The organism is Paraburkholderia nodosa (genome assembly GCF_001718195.1).
In the GTDB taxonomy this organism is placed as follows: Bacteria; Pseudomonadota; Gammaproteobacteria; order Burkholderiales; family Burkholderiaceae; genus Paraburkholderia; species Paraburkholderia nodosa_A.
In genome coordinates, this window is the sequence record NZ_MCNV01000053.1 from 1 (window position 1) to 19,416 (window position 19,416).

Annotated in this window: 14 protein-coding genes, 1 tRNA gene and 1 pseudogene; all 16 read right to left on the reverse strand. The window is 61.1% G+C overall.

Going from position 1 to position 19,416, the window contains the following annotated elements:
• The coding region (locus BFD71_RS38040) for a GTP-binding protein (RefSeq protein ID WP_141710957.1) at window positions 1-418 on the reverse strand (418 nt) is incomplete at its 3' end.
• A gap of 95 nt (window positions 419-513) precedes the next feature.
• Entirely contained in the window at window positions 514-2,616 is a 2,103-nt protein-coding gene (gene fusA / locus BFD71_RS38045) for an elongation factor G (RefSeq protein WP_069269330.1), read from the reverse strand.
• Window positions 2,617-2,764: 148 nt separating this feature from the next.
• Window positions 2,765-3,235, reverse strand: coding sequence for a 30S ribosomal protein S7 (gene rpsG, locus BFD71_RS38050; protein WP_006053291.1), 471 nt, complete (start codon window positions 3,233-3,235; stop codon window positions 2,765-2,767).
• A gap of 188 nt (window positions 3,236-3,423) precedes the next feature.
• Window positions 3,424-3,804 (reverse strand): 30S ribosomal protein S12, encoded by a 381-nt coding sequence (gene rpsL / locus BFD71_RS38055; protein WP_027797953.1) that lies wholly within the window; start codon window positions 3,802-3,804, stop codon window positions 3,424-3,426.
• Between the two features lie 267 nt (window positions 3,805-4,071).
• Window positions 4,072-5,919, reverse strand: a complete 1,848-nt coding sequence (gene recQ / locus BFD71_RS38060; RefSeq protein WP_069269338.1) for a DNA helicase RecQ — start codon at window positions 5,917-5,919, stop codon at window positions 4,072-4,074.
• 161 nt (window positions 5,920-6,080) lie between these two features.
• Window positions 6,081-6,410, reverse strand: a complete 330-nt coding sequence (locus tag BFD71_RS38065; protein ID WP_141710958.1) for a hypothetical protein — start codon at window positions 6,408-6,410, stop codon at window positions 6,081-6,083.
• A gap of 247 nt (window positions 6,411-6,657) precedes the next feature.
• Window positions 6,658-10,911, reverse strand: coding sequence for a DNA-directed RNA polymerase subunit beta' (rpoC, locus tag BFD71_RS38070; protein ID WP_069269332.1), 4,254 nt, complete (start codon window positions 10,909-10,911; stop codon window positions 6,658-6,660).
• Window positions 10,912-10,932: 21 nt separating this feature from the next.
• Window positions 10,933-15,039, reverse strand: a complete 4,107-nt coding sequence (gene rpoB / locus BFD71_RS38075; RefSeq protein ID WP_069269333.1) for a DNA-directed RNA polymerase subunit beta — start codon at window positions 15,037-15,039, stop codon at window positions 10,933-10,935.
• 376 nt (window positions 15,040-15,415) lie between these two features.
• Complete coding sequence (gene rplL / locus BFD71_RS38085) at window positions 15,416-15,790, reverse strand: 50S ribosomal protein L7/L12 (RefSeq protein WP_027821097.1); 375 nt, start codon at window positions 15,788-15,790, stop codon at window positions 15,416-15,418.
• A 78-nt stretch (window positions 15,791-15,868) separates the two neighbouring features.
• The gene (gene rplJ / locus BFD71_RS38090) at window positions 15,869-16,366 is read right to left on the reverse strand and encodes a 50S ribosomal protein L10 (protein ID WP_069269335.1); all 498 of its coding nucleotides are present in this window, start codon (window positions 16,364-16,366) and stop codon (window positions 15,869-15,871) included.
• 310 nt (window positions 16,367-16,676) lie between these two features.
• A complete protein-coding gene (gene rplA / locus BFD71_RS38095) occupies window positions 16,677-17,372 on the reverse strand; it encodes a 50S ribosomal protein L1 (RefSeq protein WP_069269336.1) in 696 nt (231 codons plus the stop codon).
• Window positions 17,373-17,804, reverse strand: a complete 432-nt coding sequence (gene rplK, locus BFD71_RS38100; RefSeq protein ID WP_069269337.1) for a 50S ribosomal protein L11 — start codon at window positions 17,802-17,804, stop codon at window positions 17,373-17,375.
• A gap of 191 nt (window positions 17,805-17,995) precedes the next feature.
• Window positions 17,996-18,553, reverse strand: a complete 558-nt coding sequence (gene nusG / locus BFD71_RS38105) for a transcription termination/antitermination protein NusG (RefSeq protein ID WP_028208939.1) — start codon at window positions 18,551-18,553, stop codon at window positions 17,996-17,998.
• Window position 18,554: 1 nt separating this feature from the next.
• Window positions 18,555-18,935 carry a preprotein translocase subunit SecE gene (gene secE / locus BFD71_RS38110; protein ID WP_028208940.1) on the reverse strand — a complete coding sequence of 127 codons (381 nt, stop codon included), beginning with the start codon at window positions 18,933-18,935 and terminating at the stop codon, window positions 18,555-18,557.
• A 37-nt stretch (window positions 18,936-18,972) separates the two neighbouring features.
• A tRNA-Trp gene (locus BFD71_RS38115) sits at window positions 18,973-19,048 on the reverse strand.
• A 70-nt stretch (window positions 19,049-19,118) separates the two neighbouring features.
• Window positions 19,119-19,416: pseudogene (gene tuf / locus BFD71_RS38120) on the reverse strand (elongation factor Tu); the annotation flags it as partial.

The following is a 19,416-nucleotide window of genomic DNA, read 5'->3' on the forward strand; positions in this document are numbered from 1 at the left end:
TGTCGCACTTGTTCAGGAACACGATGATGTAAGGCACGCCAACCTGACGGGCGAGCAGGATGTGCTCACGCGTTTGCGGCATCGGGCCGTCAGCGGCCGAGCACACCAGGATCGCGCCGTCCATCTGTGCCGCGCCCGTGATCATGTTCTTCACGTAGTCAGCGTGGCCCGGGCAGTCGACGTGTGCGTAGTGGCGGTTAGCCGTTTCGTACTCGACGTGCGCGGTGTTGATGGTAATGCCACGCGCCTTTTCTTCCGGCGCTGCGTCGATCTGGTCGTACGCCTTCGCTTCGCCGCCGAACTTGGCGGTCAGAACCGTCGTGATCGCTGCCGTCAGCGTGGTCTTGCCGTGGTCAACGTGACCGATCGTGCCCACGTTCACGTGCGGCTTGGTCCGTTCGAATTTACCTTTTGCCATGTTTCTCTTCTTTCAAAAAAGTGGTGAATCGGTGACTGAGCGATGCGAACCAGACCCATGCCTGGTTCGCCGCATGGTCAACTGAATGCCGATGCTTACTTCGCCTTCGCGCTGATGATCGCGTCGGCCACGTTACGCGGTGCTTCTGCGTAGTGCTTGAATTCCATCGTGTACGTTGCGCGGCCTTGCGACAGCGAGCGCAGCGACGTCGAATAGCCGAACATTTCCGACAGCGGCACTTCGGCGCGAACGATCTTGCCGCCGCCAACCATGTCTTCCATGCCCTGGACGATACCGCGACGGCTCGACAGGTCGCCCATCACGTTGCCCATGTAGTCTTCCGGCGTTTCGACTTCCACAGCCATCATCGGTTCGAGGATGACCGGGCTTGCCTTGCGCATTGCTTCCTTGAAGGCCATCGAGCCGGCCATGCGGAACGCGTTTTCGTTCGAGTCAACGTCGTGGTACGAACCGAACGTCAGGTGAACCTTCACGTCGACGACCGGGAAGCCCGCCAGCACGCCAGCCTTCAGCGTTTCCTGGATACCCTTGTCCACCGCCGGGATGAATTCGCGCGGAATCACACCGCCCTTGATCTCGTCCAGGAACTCGTAGCCCTTGCCCTGCTCGTTCGGCTCAAGCGTGATGACAGCGTGACCGAACTGGCCGCGACCGCCCGACTGCTTGACGAACTTGCCTTCGACGTCCTTCGCCGTAGCGCGGATCGTTTCGCGGTATGCAACCTGCGGCTTGCCGACGGTCGCTTCCACGTTGAATTCGCGCTTCATGCGATCGACCAGAATTTCGAGGTGGAGCTCGCCCATACCCGAAATGATGGTCTGGCCCGATTCCTCGTCCGTCTGGACGCGGAACGACGGGTCTTCCTGCGCCAGGCGGTTCAGGGCGAGGCCCATCTTTTCCTGGTCAGCCTTGGTCTTCGGCTCGACGGCCTGCGAAATCACCGGCTCCGGGAACACCATGCGCTCCAGGATGATCGGATTCGCCGGGTCGCACAGCGTGTCGCCCGTGGTTGCTTCCTTCAGGCCAACGGCTGCAGCGATGTCGCCTGCACGAACTTCCTTGATTTCTTCGCGGTTGTTCGCGTGCATCTGCAGAATACGGCCGAGGCGTTCCTTCTTGCCCTTGGTCGAGTTCAGCACGGTGTCACCCGAGTTGACGACGCCCGAGTACGCGCGGAAGAAGATCAGCTGGCCAACGAACGGGTCGGTCATGATCTTGAACGCGAGTGCCGAGAACTTCTCGTCGTCGGATGCGCGGCGCTCTGCCTTCTCGCCGTTTTCGAGTTCGCCCGTGACCGGGGGAATGTCCACCGGCGACGGCAGGAAGTCGATCACGGCGTCGAGCATACGCTGCACGCCCTTGTTCTTGAACGCGGTGCCGCACAGCATCGGCTGGATTTCGCAAGCGATGGTCCGGTCGCGGATCGCCTTGACGATTTCCGCTTCGGTCAGCTCTTCGCCGCCGAGGTACTTTTCCATCAGCTCTTCGCTGGCTTCAGCAGCCGACTCGATCATCTTTTCGCGCCACTCGTTGCACGTGTCAACGAGTTCGGCCGGGATGTCGACGTAGTCGAACTTCGTGCCTTGCGAGGCCTCGTCCCAAATGATCGCCTTCATCTTCAGGAGGTCGACGACGCCCTTGAAGTTTTCTTCAGCGCCGATCGGCACCACGACCGGAACCGGGTTTGCCTTCAGGCGGTTCTTCAGCTGGTCGTAGACCTTGAAGAAGTTCGCGCCGGTACGGTCCATCTTGTTGACGAACGCGAGACGGGGAACCTTGTACTTGTTCGCCTGACGCCACACCGTTTCCGACTGCGGCTGCACGCCGCCCACTGCGCAGTAGACCATGCACGCGCCGTCGAGCACGCGCATCGAGCGCTCGACTTCAATCGTGAAGTCGACGTGGCCCGGGGTGTCGATGATGTTGATGCGGTGCTCGGGGTAGTTGCCGCCCATGCCCTTCCAGAACGCGGTCGTAGCAGCGGACGTGATCGTGATGCCACGCTCCTGTTCCTGCTCCATCCAGTCCATGGTCGCGGCGCCGTCGTGAACTTCACCAATCTTGTGGTTCACGCCGGTGTAAAACAGAATGCGCTCGGTCGTCGTCGTCTTGCCGGCGTCGATGTGAGCGCTAATACCGATGTTACGGTAGCGCTCGATAGGAGTCTTGCGAGCCACTTTGATCCTCTATCGGGAGGTGCGCGCCGGATCGATCCCGACCGGGTTGATCCCAACGCGCCTGAACACAAACGGGCGAGGCGCTCGATAAGCGCACCCGCCCGGAATTTTTTCCGTTTTTTGAGCAAACCCCGGTAGGGGCTTTCTCTTAGAAGCGGAAGTGCGAGAACGCCTTGTTCGCTTCTGCCATCCGGTGAACTTCGTCGCGCTTCTTCATCGCGCCGCCACGGCCTTCGGCCGCTTCGGAGAGTTCACCTGCCAGACGCAGGGCCATCGACTTCTCGCTGCGCTTCTTCGCGGCTTCACGCAGCCAACGCATCGCCAATGCCATACGACGCGAGGGGCGCACTTCGACCGGAACCTGATAGTTCGCACCACCAACGCGGCGGCTCTTCACTTCCACCACCGGCTTCACGTTGTTGAGCGCGACAGTGAACACTTCCAGCGGGTCCTTGCCACCCTTGGTCTGGATCTGTTCGAAAGCGCCGTACACGATACGCTCGGCAACCGACTTCTTGCCGGAGAGCATCAGCACGTTCATGAACTTGGCTACATCAACGTTGCCGAACTTCGGATCCGGCAACACTTCCCGCTTGGGGACTTCGCGACGACGCGGCATGTTTCTTCCTTTAACTTTTCAGTTGAAGCGCGGGTTCACACCTTGCGCTCCGCGGCCACCAACTAACCCGATTCATCCATTACGACTTACCAGCCTGGTCGGGTGACCACTTACTCGACAGCACCGGCCAATCCGGCACCTGTCGCTTTTATCGCCGGCACTCCTGCGAGCACGACGACACCTGACTCTTACTTCGCAGCCTTCGCGCGCTTTGCGCCGTACTTCGAACGAGCCTGCTTACGATCCTTGACGCCCTGGGTATCCAGCGAGCCACGAACCATGTGGTAACGCACACCCGGCAAGTCCTTCACACGGCCGCCGCGGATCAGCACGACCGAGTGTTCCTGCAGGTTGTGGCCTTCACCACCGATGTACGAAATGACTTCGAAGCCGTTCGTCAGGCGCACCTTGGCGACCTTACGGAGTGCCGAGTTCGGCTTCTTCGGCGTCGTCGTGTACACACGGGTGCACACGCCGCGACGCTGCGGGCAGTCCTGCAGGGCCGGCGACTTGCTCTTCGTAGCTTCCGAAGCGCGGCCTTTGCGAACCAGTTGATTGATGGTTGGCATTGTTTATTCCTGAAATTGAACAAAATCGACGCATTTATTTCCGGGCAAAGCGGAAAACCATACGTATCGAACTCCGGACTGGGTATTTGACGTTAGTTTTCGTCAAATCAATCGACGAGCACAGACATCCCAAAGACCGGAACCCAGCATGATATTCCGAAAAGACCAAGCGAGTCAATGGCTTGCGACATTTCGGACGACGGAGGAAGTGACAGCGCCGTGACAATCCGGCGGCGTCCGGAATACCCGGTGCGGGAACAGCGCGCCTTATTCGTCGCCGACGACCTCGACGAGTTCCTCGCCGAAGCGCTCGAGCTTGCGCGCGCCGATGCCGGGGATGTCACGCAGTTCGTCCACCGACTCCGGGCCGTTGCGCGCGATTTCCGCCAGCGTAGCGTCGTGGAAGATGACGTAGGCCGGCACGCCCTCGCTCTTCGCGGTTTCGGTGCGCCACAGGCGCAGGCGCTCCCAGCGCGAGCGCTGACGCGGGCTCATGCCAAGGGTCGGATCGGCCCGCTCGCTGGTGCGGCTTGACGAAGTCCGCGTACGCGTGGGTTTCACGTAACGACGCATCGTGACACTCTGCTCGCCCTTGAGCACCGCCTTGCTCGCCTCGGTGAGCACGAGCGAGCCGTAGCCGTCGTGGTCGACGGTGAGATAGCCGAATGCCACCAGTTGCCGGAAGATCGCGCGCCATTCCGGCTCGGAAAGCGCGGAGCCGATGCCGAAGGTAGAGATTTTCTCGTGCCCGCGCTGCAGGATCTTCTCGTTGCGGTTGCCGCGCAGGATGTCGATCAGGTGGCCGGCGCCGAAATTGAAGCCGCTCGCGCGCTGCGCGCGGAACACACACGAAAGCGCCATTTGCGCCTCACGCGTGGCGTCCCACGTGGCGGGCGGCTCGAGACAGGTATCGCAGTTGCCGCACGGCTTGCTCTCTTCGCCAAAGTACGCGAGCAGGCGCACGCGCCGGCATGTGGCCGCTTCGCACAGGCCGAGCAGTGCGTCGAGCTTGCCCGTCTGCACGCGCTTGTGCTGCTCGTCGGCTTCGGACTCGTCGATCATCTTGCGCTGCTGCACCACGTCGCCCAGACCGTAGGCCATCCATGCGTTGGCCGCCAGCCCGTCGCGCCCCGCGCGGCCGGTTTCCTGGTAGTAGCCTTCCACGCTCTTGGGCAAATCCAGATGCGCGACGAAACGCACGTCCGGCTTGTCGATGCCCATGCCGAATGCGATGGTGGCGCACATCACCACGCCTTCTTCGCGCTGGAACAGCTCCTGGTGCTTCTGGCGTACCTCGAATTCCATGCCGGCGTGGTACGGCAGCGCGCGCAAGCCCTGCCCTTTCAGCCACTCGGCCGTTTCCTCGACCTTGCGGCGCGAGAGGCAATACACGACGCCGGCATCCGTGGTGCCGTCGGCGCGCGTATGCTCCGCGCGGATGAAGTCGAGCAACTGCGAGCGCGCGTTGTCCTTCTCGACGATGCGGTAGCGGATATTCGGCCGGTCGAAGCTCGAAACGAACACACGGGCGTCGTCGAGCGCGAGACGGTGCGCGATCTCGTCGCGCGTGATGGCGTCCGCGGTTGCCGTGAGCGCGATGCGCGGCACGTTCGGAAAGCGCTCGTGCAGCACCGAGAGCTGGATGTATTCGGGCCGGAAGTCGTGGCCCCATTGCGAGACGCAGTGCGCTTCGTCGATGGCAAAGAGGCCAATGCGCGTGCGCTCGAGCAGGTCGAGGAAGCGCGACGTCATGAGGCGCTCGGGCGCGACGTAAAGCAGGTCGAGATCGCCCTCGCGCAGCGCCCGCTCGGTCGCCGCCGCTTCGGCGCCGCTCAGCGTCGAGTTGAGATACGCGGCGCGCACGCCCACTTCCGTGAGTGCGGCCACCTGGTCCTGCATGAGCGCGATGAGCGGCGACACGACGATGCCGGCACCGAGCCCGGCTTCGTGCCGCACGAGTGCGGGAATCTGATAGCAGAGCGATTTGCCGCCGCCGGTCGGCATGAGCACCAGCGAATCGCCGCCCCCTGCGACGTGCTCGACGATTTCGGCTTGCTGCCCTCTAAACGCGGGATAGCCGAAGACTTCGTTGAGGATTTCGAGGGAACGGGACATGAAGGCGGTGAGCGTGCGGAGCAAAGGCGGTGGGCCGGATTTTACCAACCCGGACGCGCCTTGACCGCCGCTACCGTGAAGATTGGCCATTCGGCCAGGAGAAACCGCGGAAATCGCGCGCGCAGATTGCAAGCGCGAACAACCAGGATGAAGCGGGCTCGTCAGGCAGCGAGGCGCCGGCGCGCGATCCGAAACGCACCGACGATTGTCACGACGGCCACGACCGCGGCGGCGATCGTGAATGCGCTCGCCCCGAAGAGCACGACGTTGGCGCCGACGAACATCAGTGAGCCGATCGTGAGCAGCGCGGCGCCGCCCTTGACCCTGCCCGCCAGCAGCATGATGAAACCGATGATCAGGAAAGCCCACATCACGAGGAAGGTCGCGAAGAAGTTCGCCGCGGACTGATTGCTGACGTGATGCAGCAGCTGCGAAAAGCTGGCGACACATGCCACCAGATTCAGGATGAGACCGACCCCGACCACCCACATGATTACCGCCTCCAGATTCAGATAAACGCCGCCAGTGTCGTACGAAAAGACCCACACAGGCGGACTTGGCGCGCTACGTTAGCACGCCTCACCGATGTGCGCAGCGAGCGGGCCGGCACTGCGGCACGAGGCCGCAGGCGTAAGCGAGAAACGCGCGCGCCAATAAAAAAGCCGCCCGGTGAAAACCAGGCGGCTTTTGCGAGGGCATGGGAGCCCGCAGCGAAAGGCGGCTTGCGCCGCCCCGCGCTTACTCGTCCGTCGTATGCGGCTGTTGCGGCTGCGGCTCGGCGGCCGGGGTTTCCGGCGTACCGAACTCGAACGCTTCTTCCGCTGCGATCTGGTCGAAACGCTCGCGATCCGACGATTCCTTCGCACGGCGCGCCTTGTGGAAGGCGAGACCCGTGCCAGCCGGAATCAGACGACCGACGATCACGTTTTCCTTCAGGCCACGCAGATCGTCGCGCTTGCCCATGATCGCCGCTTCGGTCAGCACGCGGGTCGTTTCCTGGAACGATGCCGCCGAGATGAACGAATCGGTCGAGAGCGATGCCTTCGTAATACCGAGCAGCACGTTCTCGTACGTTGCCGGGCGCTTGTCCTCGGCGTTCATCTTGTCGTTTTCGTCCAGCATGTCCGAACGCTCGACCTGCTCGCCCGGGATGAAGCGCGTATCACCGTTGTCGGTGATCTGCACACGACGCAGCATCTGACGCACGATCACTTCGATGTGCTTGTCGTTGATCTTCACGCCCTGCAGACGGTACACGTCCTGCACTTCGTCCACGATGTAACGCGACAGCGCTTCGATACCCTGCAGACGCAGGATGTCGTGCGGATCGGCCGGGCCGTCCACGATCATTTCGCCCTTGTTGACGACCTGACCGTCGTGGACCAGCACCTGCTTTTCTTTCGCGATCAGGAACTCGTGCTGATTGCCTTCGAGGTCCGTGATAACGAGACGCTGCTTGCCCTTCGTGTCCTTACCGAACGACGTCGTACCCGTGACTTCCGCCAGGATACCTGCGTCCTTCGGCGAACGTGCTTCGAACAGTTCCGCCACACGCGGCAGACCACCGGTAATGTCACGCGTCTTCTGGGCTTCGGTCGGGATACGTGCGAGCACTTCACCGACCTGCACCTGCTGACCGTCCTTCACGGTGATCAGTGCGCCGACCTGGAAGCCGATCTGCACCGAATGCTCCGTGCCCGGGATCTTCACTTCGTCGCCGTTCGCGTCGAGCAGCTTGACCTGCGGACGCACGCTCTTCGCCGCCTGCGAACCGCGGCGCTTCACGTCGATCACGACGAGGGTCGACAGACCCGTGACGTCGTCGATCTGCTTGGCCACGGTCACGCCTTCCTCGACGTTCTCGAACTTCACCGTACCGCCGTACTCGGTGATGATCGGACGCGTGAGCGGATCCCACGTTGCGAGCTGCGTGCCGGCCTTGATCGCTGCGCCATCGAGCTGCAGCAGCGTCGCGCCGTACGGCACCTTGTGACGCTCGCGCTCGCGGCCGTGATCGTCGGCGATGATGGCTTCGCCCGAACGCGAGATGACGACTTGCTCGCCCTTCGCATTCGTGACGTAACGCATCGTCGCCGTGAAGCGCACGGTACCGTTCGACTTGGCTTCCACCGACGAGGCCACTGCCGCACGCGACGCCGCACCACCGATGTGGAACGTACGCATCGTGAGCTGCGTGCCCGGTTCGCCGATCGACTGTGCCGCGATCACGCCGACGGCTTCGCCGACATTCACGCGCGAGCCGCGGCCGAGGTCGCGGCCATAGCAGGCTGCGCACAGGCCATAACGCGTTTCGCAGGTGAGCGGCGTGCGCACGCGCACTTCGTCGATGCCGAGGCTTTCGATCGTTTCGACCGCGTCTTCGTCGAGCAGGTCGCCCGAAGCGTAGATCGTTTCCTGCGTTTCCGGATTGACGACGTCCGCCACCGCAACACGGCCGAGAATACGGTCGCGCAGCGCTTCGACGACTTCACCGCCTTCCACGAGGGCCTTCATCGCCACGCCGTTCGACGTGCCGCAATCGTCCTCGACGACCACGAGATCCTGGGTCACGTCGACGAGACGACGCGTCAGGTAACCCGAGTTCGCGGTCTTCAGTGCCGTATCAGCCAGACCCTTACGTGCACCGTGGGTCGAGATGAAGTACTGCAACACGTTCAGACCTTCGCGGAAGTTCGCGGTAATCGGCGTTTCGATAATCGAGCCGTCCGGCTTCGCCATCAGGCCGCGCATACCCGCGAGCTGGCGAATCTGCGTTGCGGAACCCCGCGCGCCCGAGTCGGCCATCATGTAGATCGAGTTGAACGATTCCTGACGCGTTTCCTTGCCGTCGCGGTCGATGACCGGTTCCGTCGCGAGCTGCTCCATCATCGCCTTGCCGACCGCTTCCGACGTGTTCGACCAGATGTCGACCACGTTGTTGTAGCGTTCCTGCGCGGTGACGAGACCCGACATGTACTGACGGTCGTACTCCTTCACCTTCTTCGCGGCTTCGCCGACGATGGTTTCCTTCTGCGGCGGGACGAGCATGTCGTCCACGCAGATCGAAATACCGGCGCGCGTTGCCAGGCGGAAGCCCGACTGCATCAGCTGGTCAGCGAAGATCACCGTTTCGCGCAGACCGCACTTGCGGAACGCGGTGTTGATCAGACGCGAAATTTCCTTCTTCTTCAGCGGCTTGTTCAGCACCGAGAACGGCAGACCCGGCGGCAGAATTTCCGACAGGATCGAGCGGCCAACGGTCGTTGCGTACAGCGAGATCTTCGGCACGAATGCCGGTGCGCCTTCCGACTTGTCCTCGTTGTGGACCATTTCGGTAATACGCACGTTCACGCGCGAGGCCAGCTCGACTTCCTTGTTCTCGTACGCGCGGAGCACTTCCGACACGCCCGTGAACGTCATGCCTTCGCCCTTGCCGTTGATCGCTTCACGCGTGGCGTAGTACAGGCCCAGCACGATATCCTGCGACGGCACGATCGACGGATCGCCGTTGGCCGGGAACAGGACGTTGTTCGACGCGAGCATGAGCGTACGCGCTTCCATCTGCGCTTCGAGCGACAGCGGAACGTGAACAGCCATCTGGTCACCGTCGAAGTCGGCGTTGAACGCCGCGCAAACGAGCGGGTGCAGCTGGATTGCCTTACCTTCGATCAGCACCGGCTCGAAAGCCTGAATGCCAAGACGGTGCAGCGTCGGCGCACGGTTGAGCATCACCGGGTGCTCGCGGATCACCTCTTCGAGGATGTCCCACACCACCGGCGTCTGGTTCTCGACTTCCTTCTTCGCAGCCTTGATGGTCGTGGCAACGCCCATCGTTTCCAGCTTGTTGAAGATGAACGGCTTGAAGAGTTCGAGCGCCATCAGCTTCGGCAGACCGCACTGGTGCAGCTTGAGCGTCGGACCCACCACGATGACCGAACGGCCCGAGTAGTCCACGCGCTTGCCCAGCAGGTTCTGACGGAAGCGGCCGCCCTTACCCTTGATCATGTCGGCGAGCGACTTCAGCGGACGCTTGTTCGCGCCCGTCATCGCCTTGCCGCGACGACCGTTGTCGAGCAGCGAGTCAACCGCTTCCTGGAGCATCCGCTTTTCGTTGCGGACGATGATCTCCGGCGCCTTGAGCTCGAGCAGACGCTTCAGACGGTTGTTACGGTTGATGACGCGGCGATACAGATCGTTCAGGTCCGAAGTCGCGAAACGGCCACCGTCCAGCGGCACCAGCGGACGCAGTTCGGGCGGCAGCACCGGCAGCACTTCGAGCACCATCCATTCGGGCTTGATGCCCGAACGCTGGAAGGCCTCGAGCACCTTCAGGCGCTTCGCGTACTTCTTGATCTTCGCTTCCGAGCCGGTGTTCTTCAGCTCGGTGCGCAGCGTTTCGACCTGCTCGTCGATGTTGATCGCGCGCAGGAGTTCACGCACGCCTTCCGCGCCCATTTCGGCACGGAATTCGTCGCCGTATTCCTCGACCTTGTTGTAGTAATCCTCTTCGGTCATGATCTGACGCGCCTTCAGCGGCGTCATGCCCGGTTCGATCACCACGTATGCCTCGAAGTACAGCACGCGCTCGATGTCGCGCAGCGTCATGTCGAGCACCATGCCCAGACGCGACGGCAGCGACTTCAGGAACCAGATGTGCGCGACCGGCGAGGCCAGCTCGATGTGGCCCATGCGTTCGCGACGCACCTTCGCCAGCGTGACTTCAACGCCGCACTTCTCGCAGATCACGCCACGGTGCTTCAGGCGCTTGTACTTGCCGCACAGGCACTCGTAGTCCTTGATCGGCCCGAAGATCTTCGCGCAGAACAGACCATCCCGTTCCGGCTTGAAGGTACGGTAGTTGATCGTCTCCGGCTTCTTCACTTCGCCGAACGACCACGAGCGGATCTTGTCCGGCGAGGCCAGACCGATCTTGATCGCGTCAAAAACTTCTTCTTGTTGGACTTGCTTGAATAGATCGAGCAGAGCTTTCATTGCCTTCTCTCCGTAGTCCGATTAGTTGCGGTCGAGGTCGATGTCGATGCCGAGCGAGCGGATTTCCTTCACCAGCACATTGAAGGATTCCGGCATGCCCGCGTCGATCACGTGGTCGCCCTTGACGAGGTTTTCGTACACCTTCGTCCGGCCCGTCACGTCATCGGACTTCACCGTCAACATTTCCTGCAGCACATACGAAGCGCCATACGCTTCGAGCGCCCACACTTCCATTTCACCGAAGCGCTGACCACCGAATTGCGCCTTACCACCCAGCGGCTGCTGCGTAACGAGCGAGTACGGACCCGTCGAACGCGCGTGCATCTTGTCGTCGACAAGGTGATGCAGCTTCAGGTAGTGCATGTAGCCCACGGTGACCGTACGTTCGAACATCTCGCCCGTGCGGCCGTCGTACAGACGCACCTGGTTCTTCGACGGCGTCATGCCGAGGTTCTGGGCGACGTCGTCCGGGAACGCCAGATCGAGCATCTTGCCCATTTCCTCTTCGGTCGCACCGTCGAACACCGGCGTTGCGAACGGCACGCCTTCGCGCAGGTTCTTCGCGAGTTCGAGGATCTCGTCGTCGCTGAAGCTGTCGAGGTCTTCCTTGTGGCCCGATTCGTTGTAGATCTTCGTGAGGAATTCACGCAGCTCTGCAACCTTCGTCTGACGCGCAAGCATCTCGCCGATACGCCAGCCCAGACCCTTCGCGGCCCAGCCCAGGTGCACTTCGAGAACCTGACCCACGTTCATCCGTGACGGCACGCCGAGCGGGTTCAGCACGACGTCTGCCGGACGGCCATCGGCCATGTACGGCATGTCTTCGATCGGAACGATCTTCGACACCACACCCTTGTTACCGTGACGGCCTGCCATCTTGTCGCCAGGCTGCAGACGGCGCTTCACCGCGAGGTACACCTTGACCATCTTCAGCACGCCCGGCGGCAGTTCGTCGCCTTGCGTGAGCTTCTTGCGCTTCTCTTCGAAGGCCAGATCGAACTGGTGACGCTTCTCTTCGATCGAGTTCTTGATCGCTTCGAGCTGCGCCGCTGCTTCTTCGTCCGCGAGGCGGATGTCGAACCAGTGGTAGTGATCCAGATCTTCGAGGTACGCGCGCTCGATCTTCGTGCCCTTCGCGAGCTTCTTCGGACCGCCGTTCGCGACCTTGCCTTCGAGCATGCGTGCGAGACGCTGGAACGCGTCGCCTTCCACGATGCGCAGCTGGTCGTTCAGGTCGAGGCGATAGCGCTTCAGTTCATCGTCGATGATCTGTTGTGCACGCTTGTCGCGCTGGATGCCTTCACGCGTGAACACCTGCACGTCGATGACCGTACCGCTCATGCCCGAGGGCACGCGCAGCGACGTATCCTTCACGTCAGAAGCCTTCTCGCCGAAGATCGCGCGCAGCAGCTTTTCTTCCGGCGTGAGCTGGGTTTCGCCCTTCGGCGTGACCTTGCCCACGAGCACGTCGCCCGCTTCGACTTCCGCGCCGATGTACACGATGCCCGACTCGTCGAGACGGCCAAGCTGCACTTCCGCGAGGTTCGAAATGTCGCGCGTGATTTCTTCCGGCCCGAGCTTCGTGTCGCGTGCAACGACATTCAGTTCTTCGATGTGGATCGACGTGTAACGGTCGTCCGCAACCACCTTCTCCGAGATCAGGATCGAGTCTTCGAAGTTGTAGCCGTTCCACGGCATGAACGCGATCAGCATGTTCTGGCCGAGCGCGAGCTCGCCCAGATCGGTCGATGCGCCGTCAGCCAGCACGTCGCCGCGCGCAACCTTGTCGCCCATCTTCACGATCGGACGCTGGTTGATGTTCGTGTTCTGGTTCGAACGCGTGTACTTGATGAGGTTGTAGATGTCCACACCCACTTCACCAGCAACCGCTTCGTCGTCGTTCACACGAATCACGATACGGCCTGCGTCGACGTAGTCGACCACGCCGCCACGCAGCGCCTGAACCGTCGTACCCGAGTCGACCGCAACCGTGCGCTCGATACCCGTACCGACGACCGGCTTTTCCGGACGCAGGCAAGGCACGGCCTGACGCTGCATGTTCGAGCCCATCAGTGCACGGTTCGCGTCGTCGTGCTCGAGGAACGGAATCAGCGAGGCTGCAACCGAGACGATCTGCGACGGCGCCACGTCCATGTACTGGATGCGGTCCGGCGTGACCATCAGCGTTTCGCCCGCTTCACGCGACGAAACCAGTTCGTCGGTCAGCGTGCCGTCTTCAGCCACTGCCGCGTTCGCCTGAGCGATCACGTAACGGCCTTCTTCGATCGCCGACAGGTAGTCGATCTGGTCGGTCACCTTGCCGTCTGCAACCTTGCGATACGGCGTTTCGAGGAAGCCGTATTCGTTCAGGTGCGCGTACAGTGCGAGCGAGTTGATCAGACCAATGTTCGGACCTTCCGGCGTCTCGATCGGACACACGCGGCCGTAGTGGGTCGGGTGCACGTCGCGCACTTCGAAGCCTGCGCGCTCACGCGTCAGACCGCCCGGGCCCAGTGCGGAAACACGACGCTTGTGCGTGATTTCCGAGAGGGGGTTGGTCTGGTCCATGAACTGCGACAGCTGCGACGAACCGAAGAACTCGCGAATCGCCGACGAAATCGGCTTCGAGTTGATCAGGTCGTGCGGCATCAGGTTTTCGCTTTCGGCCTGGCCGAGGCGTTCCTTCACTGCACGCTCGACGCGCACGAGACCCGCGCGGAACTGGTTTTCCGCGAGTTCGCCCACGCAACGCACGCGACGGTTGCCGAGGTGGTCGATGTCGTCCACTTCGCCCTTGCCGTTGCGCAGCTCGACGAGGATCTTGATGGTCGCGAGGATGTCGTCGTCCTGCAGCGTCATCGGGCCGACGATTTCGTCACGGCCGACGCGGCGGTTGAACTTCATACGACCCACCTTCGAGAGGTCGTACGCTTCTTCGCTGTAGAACAGGCGGTTGAACAGCGCCTCGACCGCTTCTTCGGTCGGCGGCTCGCCCGGACGCATCATGCGGTAGATCGCGATGCGCGCGGCCATCTTGTCGGCGGTTTCGTCGATACGCAGCGTCGACGAGATGTACGGACCCTGGTCCAGATCGTTCGTGTAGAGCGTCTGGATGTCCTTGATCTTCGCTTCGCGCAGCTTCTCGAGCACGCTTTCGGTGATCTCGTCGTTCGCGTTCGCGATCACTTCGCCCGTGTCGCCGTCGACGACGTTCTTCGCGAGAACGCGGCCGAGCAGATAATCTTCGGGGACCGAAATGTACGTCGTCTTCGCGCTTTCGAGATCGCGAATGTGCTTCGCGTTGATCCGCTTGTCCTTCTGGACAATGACCTTGCCTTCGCGATCGCTGATGTCGAAGCGCGCGACTTCACCGCGCAGACGCTCCGGCACGAACTCCATCTGCGCGCCTTCCGGCATCAGCGTGAAGTTGTCGAACACGAAGAAGTTCGCGAGGATCTGTTCCGGCGTGAGGCCGATAGCCTTCAGCAGGATCGTGACCGGCATCTTGCGGCGACGGTCGACGCGGAAGTACAGCACGTCCTTCGGGTCGAACTCGAAGTCGAGCCACGAACCGCGGTAAGGAATGATACGGGCCGAGAAGAGCAGCTTGCCCGAGCTGTGCGTCTTGCCCTTGTCGTGTTCGAAGAACACGCCAGGCGAGCGATGCAGCTGCGAGACGATGACACGCTCGGTGCCGTTGATGACGAACGAACCAGTCGGCGTCATGAGCGGAATTTCGCCCATGTACACTTCCTGCTCCTTCACTTCCTTCACGACCGGCTTGCTCGGCGATTCCTTGTCGAGCAGGACGAGACGGACCTTGGCGCGCAGCGCCGAGCAGTACGTCAAGCCGCGTTGCTGGCATTCCTTGATGTTGAATGCCGGCGACGACAGCATGTAGCTGACGAACTCTAGACGAGCAAAGCCGTTATGGGAAACAATAGGAAAAACGGACGAAAACGCTGCCTGCAGACCTTCCGGTTTGCGTTGTGCGGTCGCCGTTTCTGCTTGCAGGAATGTGCTGAATGATTCAAGCTGGGTAGCCAGCAGGAAAGGAACCTGGTGAACGATGGGGCGTTTCGCGAAACTCTTGCGAATACGCTTCTTCTCGGTGAAGGAATAGTGCATACGATCTCCGAATCACGGCGGGTAGGACGACCCGAGTGTTCACCGACTGAGACCCGATGGCTTCGCGAGCCCTGGAAGCTTGGTGGTTGGCCTCTACCAACCGCTGGCTGACGGCAACGGATTTCGGCTTGTCATAACGTGCCCGCTGCCCGACCAAACTTGCCTTCTGCAGTCGCTTCAGAAGACAAAGAGAAGCGTCGTGCGCAAGGATCGTGCCCTTGAGGCACTCACCCGGCGAAAGACGTTTTTCTTTGGCTTCTGGGTCCCGCATCCCGCCTCCGACTTCTAAAAAATCGAACACAAAAACGCAGAACCCACAAAGCACAAAAAGGCCGGCGGTGTAAAAACCGCCAGCCTTCGCACAGCGCGCTGAAACTTACTTGATTTCAGCCTTCGCGCCGGCTTCTTCCAGCTTCTTCTTCGCTTCTTCAGCAGCAGCCTTGGGCACCGCTTCCTTCACGGGCTTCGGTGCACCGTCGACCAGGTCCTTCGCTTCCTTCAGGCCGAGACCCGTCAGTTCGCGAACGGCCTTAATGACCGAAACCTTGTTTGCGCCGGCTTCGAGCAGGTTGACCGTGAATTCGGTCTGCTCTTCAGCAGCAGCAGCAGCGCCGCCGCCTGCCGGGCCAGCGACTGCCACAGCAGCTGCCGACACGCCAAACTTCTCTTCGAACGCCTTGACCAGTTCGTTCAGTTCAAGAACCGACATCGAGCCAACGGCTTCGAGGATGTCTTCTTTTGCGATTGCCATTTGAAATTACTCCAGATTTGAATTCGGAAACAGCTAGCGATCTTTCTCGCTTGCTCTTGCTCGTTCGTCTGCCTGAAATCAGGCAGCTTCTGCTTGCTTCTTCTCCGCCAGCGCGGCCAGAGCACGCGCGAAGCCGGAAACAGGAGCTTGCATAACGAACAGCAGCTTCGAGAGCAGTTCTTCGCGGCTCGGGATGTTGGCCAGCGCTTGCACGCCTGCCACGTCCATCACCTTGCCTTCGTAGGAACCAGCCTTGATGACCAACTTGTCATTGCCCTTCGCGAAGTCATTGACGACCTTCGCAGCAGCAATTGCATCTTCCGAGATGCCGTAGATCAGGGGGCCAGTCATCTGCTCTGCCAGCGGAGCAAACGGGGTACCTTCGACAGCGCGACGCGCCAGCGTGTTCTTCAACACGCGGAGGTACACCTGCTGCTCACGCGCTTTCGCGCGCAGCTTGGTCAGATCGCCAACCGCGATTCCACGATACTCGGCCAGCACCATGGTCTGAGCCTTCGCGACTTGCGCGGAGACTTCAGCCACGACGGCCTGCTTACCTTCTTTGTTCAGTGGCACGGTTAACCTCCAGATTCGACACACTTCGCTTTCGCATCATGTGCCGCGTTCAACAACGGCGACCGACCAGTCCGGAGTAAATCAGTTTGCATCGTCAGGCGTTACCGCCTGCATCCGCTCACATCAGCACTTCAAAACCTTTTCGGGTTCGCCATCTGCGTTGGCTTTGCATTAAGGAAGCACCCAACTGCTGCACTTCCGCCAACGGTCTTTGACAACCGGTTGCACCGCGCTTACTGCCGCTGCACAACCGCCCAAAGCCCTTTAAATCCGCGCTGCCGCCCTTTCGAGCCTCAGCGCGGCAAAACCATTACGCTGCGAGCGACGTCTGGTCGACGCGAACGCCAACACCCATCGTGCTCGAGACAGCGATCTTGCGCAGGTACACGCCCTTGCTCGTTGCCGGCTTCGCCTTGGTCAGCGCGTCGAGGAGCGCGTCCAGGTTGGTGCGCAGCGCGGTCGGCTCGAACGATGCACGGCCGATCGTGGCATGGATGATACCGGCCTTGTCGACACGGAATTGCACCTGACCAGCCTTCGCGTTCTTGACCGCGGTCGCCACGTCCGGCGTCACGGTGCCGACCTTCGGGTTCGGCATGAGGCCGCGCGGGCCGAGGATCTGACCGAGCGTACCGACGACGCGCATCGTGTCCGGCGAAGCGATCACGATGTCGAAGTTCAGGTTGCCGCCCTTGATCTGCTCGGCGAGGTCTTCCATACCGACGATCTCTGCGCCTGCTGCCTTGGCTTGTTCAGCCTTTTCACCTTGCGCGAACACTGCGACGCGGACCGACTTGCCGGTACCAGCGGGCAGAACGACCGAGCCGCGAACGACCTGGTCCGACTTCTTCGCATCGATGCCGAGCTGCACTGCAACGTCGATCGACTCGTCGAACTTCGCCGTGGCGCATTCCTTCACGAGCGACAGTGCATCGCCGATCGGGTACTGTTTTTGGCGGTCGATCTTGGCAGCCAGTGCCTTTTGACGCTTCGAAACCTTAGCCATTTACACGCCCTCCACGATAATGCCCATCGAGCGGGCGCTGCCAGCGATCGTGCGGACCGCTGCGTCCATATCGGCTGCCGTGAGGTCCGGCATCTTGGTCTTGGCGATTTCCTCGGCTTGCGCGCGGGTGATCGTAGCGACCTTGTCGGTGTGCGGCTTGGCCGAACCCTTGTCGACCTTCGCTGCCTTCTTGATCAGAACCGTAGCCGGCGGCGTCTTCAGGATGAACGTGAAGCTCTTGTCCGCGAATGCCGTGATCACCACCGGAACCGGCAGACCCGGTTCCATGGCTTGAGTCTGCGCGTTGAACGCCTTGCAGAACTCCATGATGTTCAGGCCGCGCTGACCCAGTGCCGGGCCGACCGGCGGCGACGGATTGGCTTTACCTGCAGGAATCTGCAGCTTGATAAAGCCGATGATTTTCTTTGCCATGTTGAAAACCTCTTTGGAACGCGTGAGCGTTCTGGTGAGTGGTAGCGCGCGTTCACCACAATCTTCGCTGTGCCAACTGCTTTGGCGACATCTACAGCCGACTGGACTACTGGCGCTCCTCTACGGCCATAACGCGGACCGTAAGCGCGGAAAAACGGATCGCACTCGAGGCGCGATCCGTAGTATTCGATTTACAGCTTTTCGACCTGACCGAATTCGAGTTCGACCGGTGTGGCGCGACCGAAAATGGTGACGGAGACCCGGACGCGCGACTTTTCGTAGTTGACTTCTTCGACGCTGCCGTTGAAGTCCGTGAACGGACCTTCCTTCACGCGGACCATCTCGCCGACTTCGAACAGGGTCTTGGGGCGCGGCTTCTCAACGCCTTCCTGCATCTGCGACATGATCTTTTCGACTTCGCGCGGCGAAATCGGGCTCGGGCGATTACGCGCCCCGCCGACGAAACCGGTCACCTTTGCCGTGTTCTTCACGAGGTGCCACGTTTCGTCCGTCATTTCCATCTCAACCAGGACATAGCCCGGGAAGAAACGACGTTCGGTCACCGATTTGTGACCACCCTTCACCTCGACGACTTCTTCAGTCGGAACGAGGATCTGGCCAAACTTGTCCTGCATGCCAGCACGTTCGATACGCTCTTGAAGCGCACGTTGCACGCTCTTCTCCATGCCGGAGTAGGCGTGCACAACATACCAACGTTTTCCGCTCGGGGATGCCGGTGTATCGCTCATATCATTTCCAACCCAGAATCGCCGAGAAAATCACCCACTCGATGGATTTGTCGCAAACCCACAGAATGATGGCCATGGCCAGCACAAAACCGAAGACCACCAGGGTCGTTTGCGTGGCCTCTTTGCGAGTCGGCCAGACGACCTTGCGAACTTCCTTGTACGAGTCTTTGGCAAACGCGATGAAGCTCTTGCCGGGCGCCGAGAGAAGACCGACTACCACCCCCGCGATCACGCCCACTGCGAGCGCTGCACCGCGGACATACCACTCCTGGCTACCGAGCCAGTAGAACCCTACGAACCCGGCCACAACCAACAATACGCCCGCCGCAAGCATCAGCTTGTCGCTGGAAGTATTAACAGTTTCGACGGAAGGATTCGCCATAACACCTTAAAGAACAACGCGCCGAGGCGCGAGAAGTTGGCAGGGGCAGAGGGAATCGAACCCCCAACCTTCGGTTTTGGAGACCGACGCTCTGCCAGTTGAGCTATACCCCTAAACCATTTTGGGGTTGACGGCATCGCCAACCCCGAAACCACTTAGTCGATCAACGAGACTGGCAAAAACTTACTCGATGATCTTTGCAACCACGCCGGCGCCGACGGTACGGCCACCTTCGCGGATTGCGAAGCGCAGACCTTCTTCCATCGCGATCGGAGCGATCAGCTTCACCGTGATCGACACGTTGTCGCCCGGCATGACCATTTCCTTGTCCTTCGGCAGCTCGATCGAGCCCGTCACGTCCGTCGTACGGAAGTAGAACTGCGGACGGTAGTTGTTGAAGAACGGCGTGTGACGGCCGCCTTCGTCCTTGCTCAGCACGTACACTTCAGCCGTGAAGTGCGTGTGCGGCGTGATCGAACCC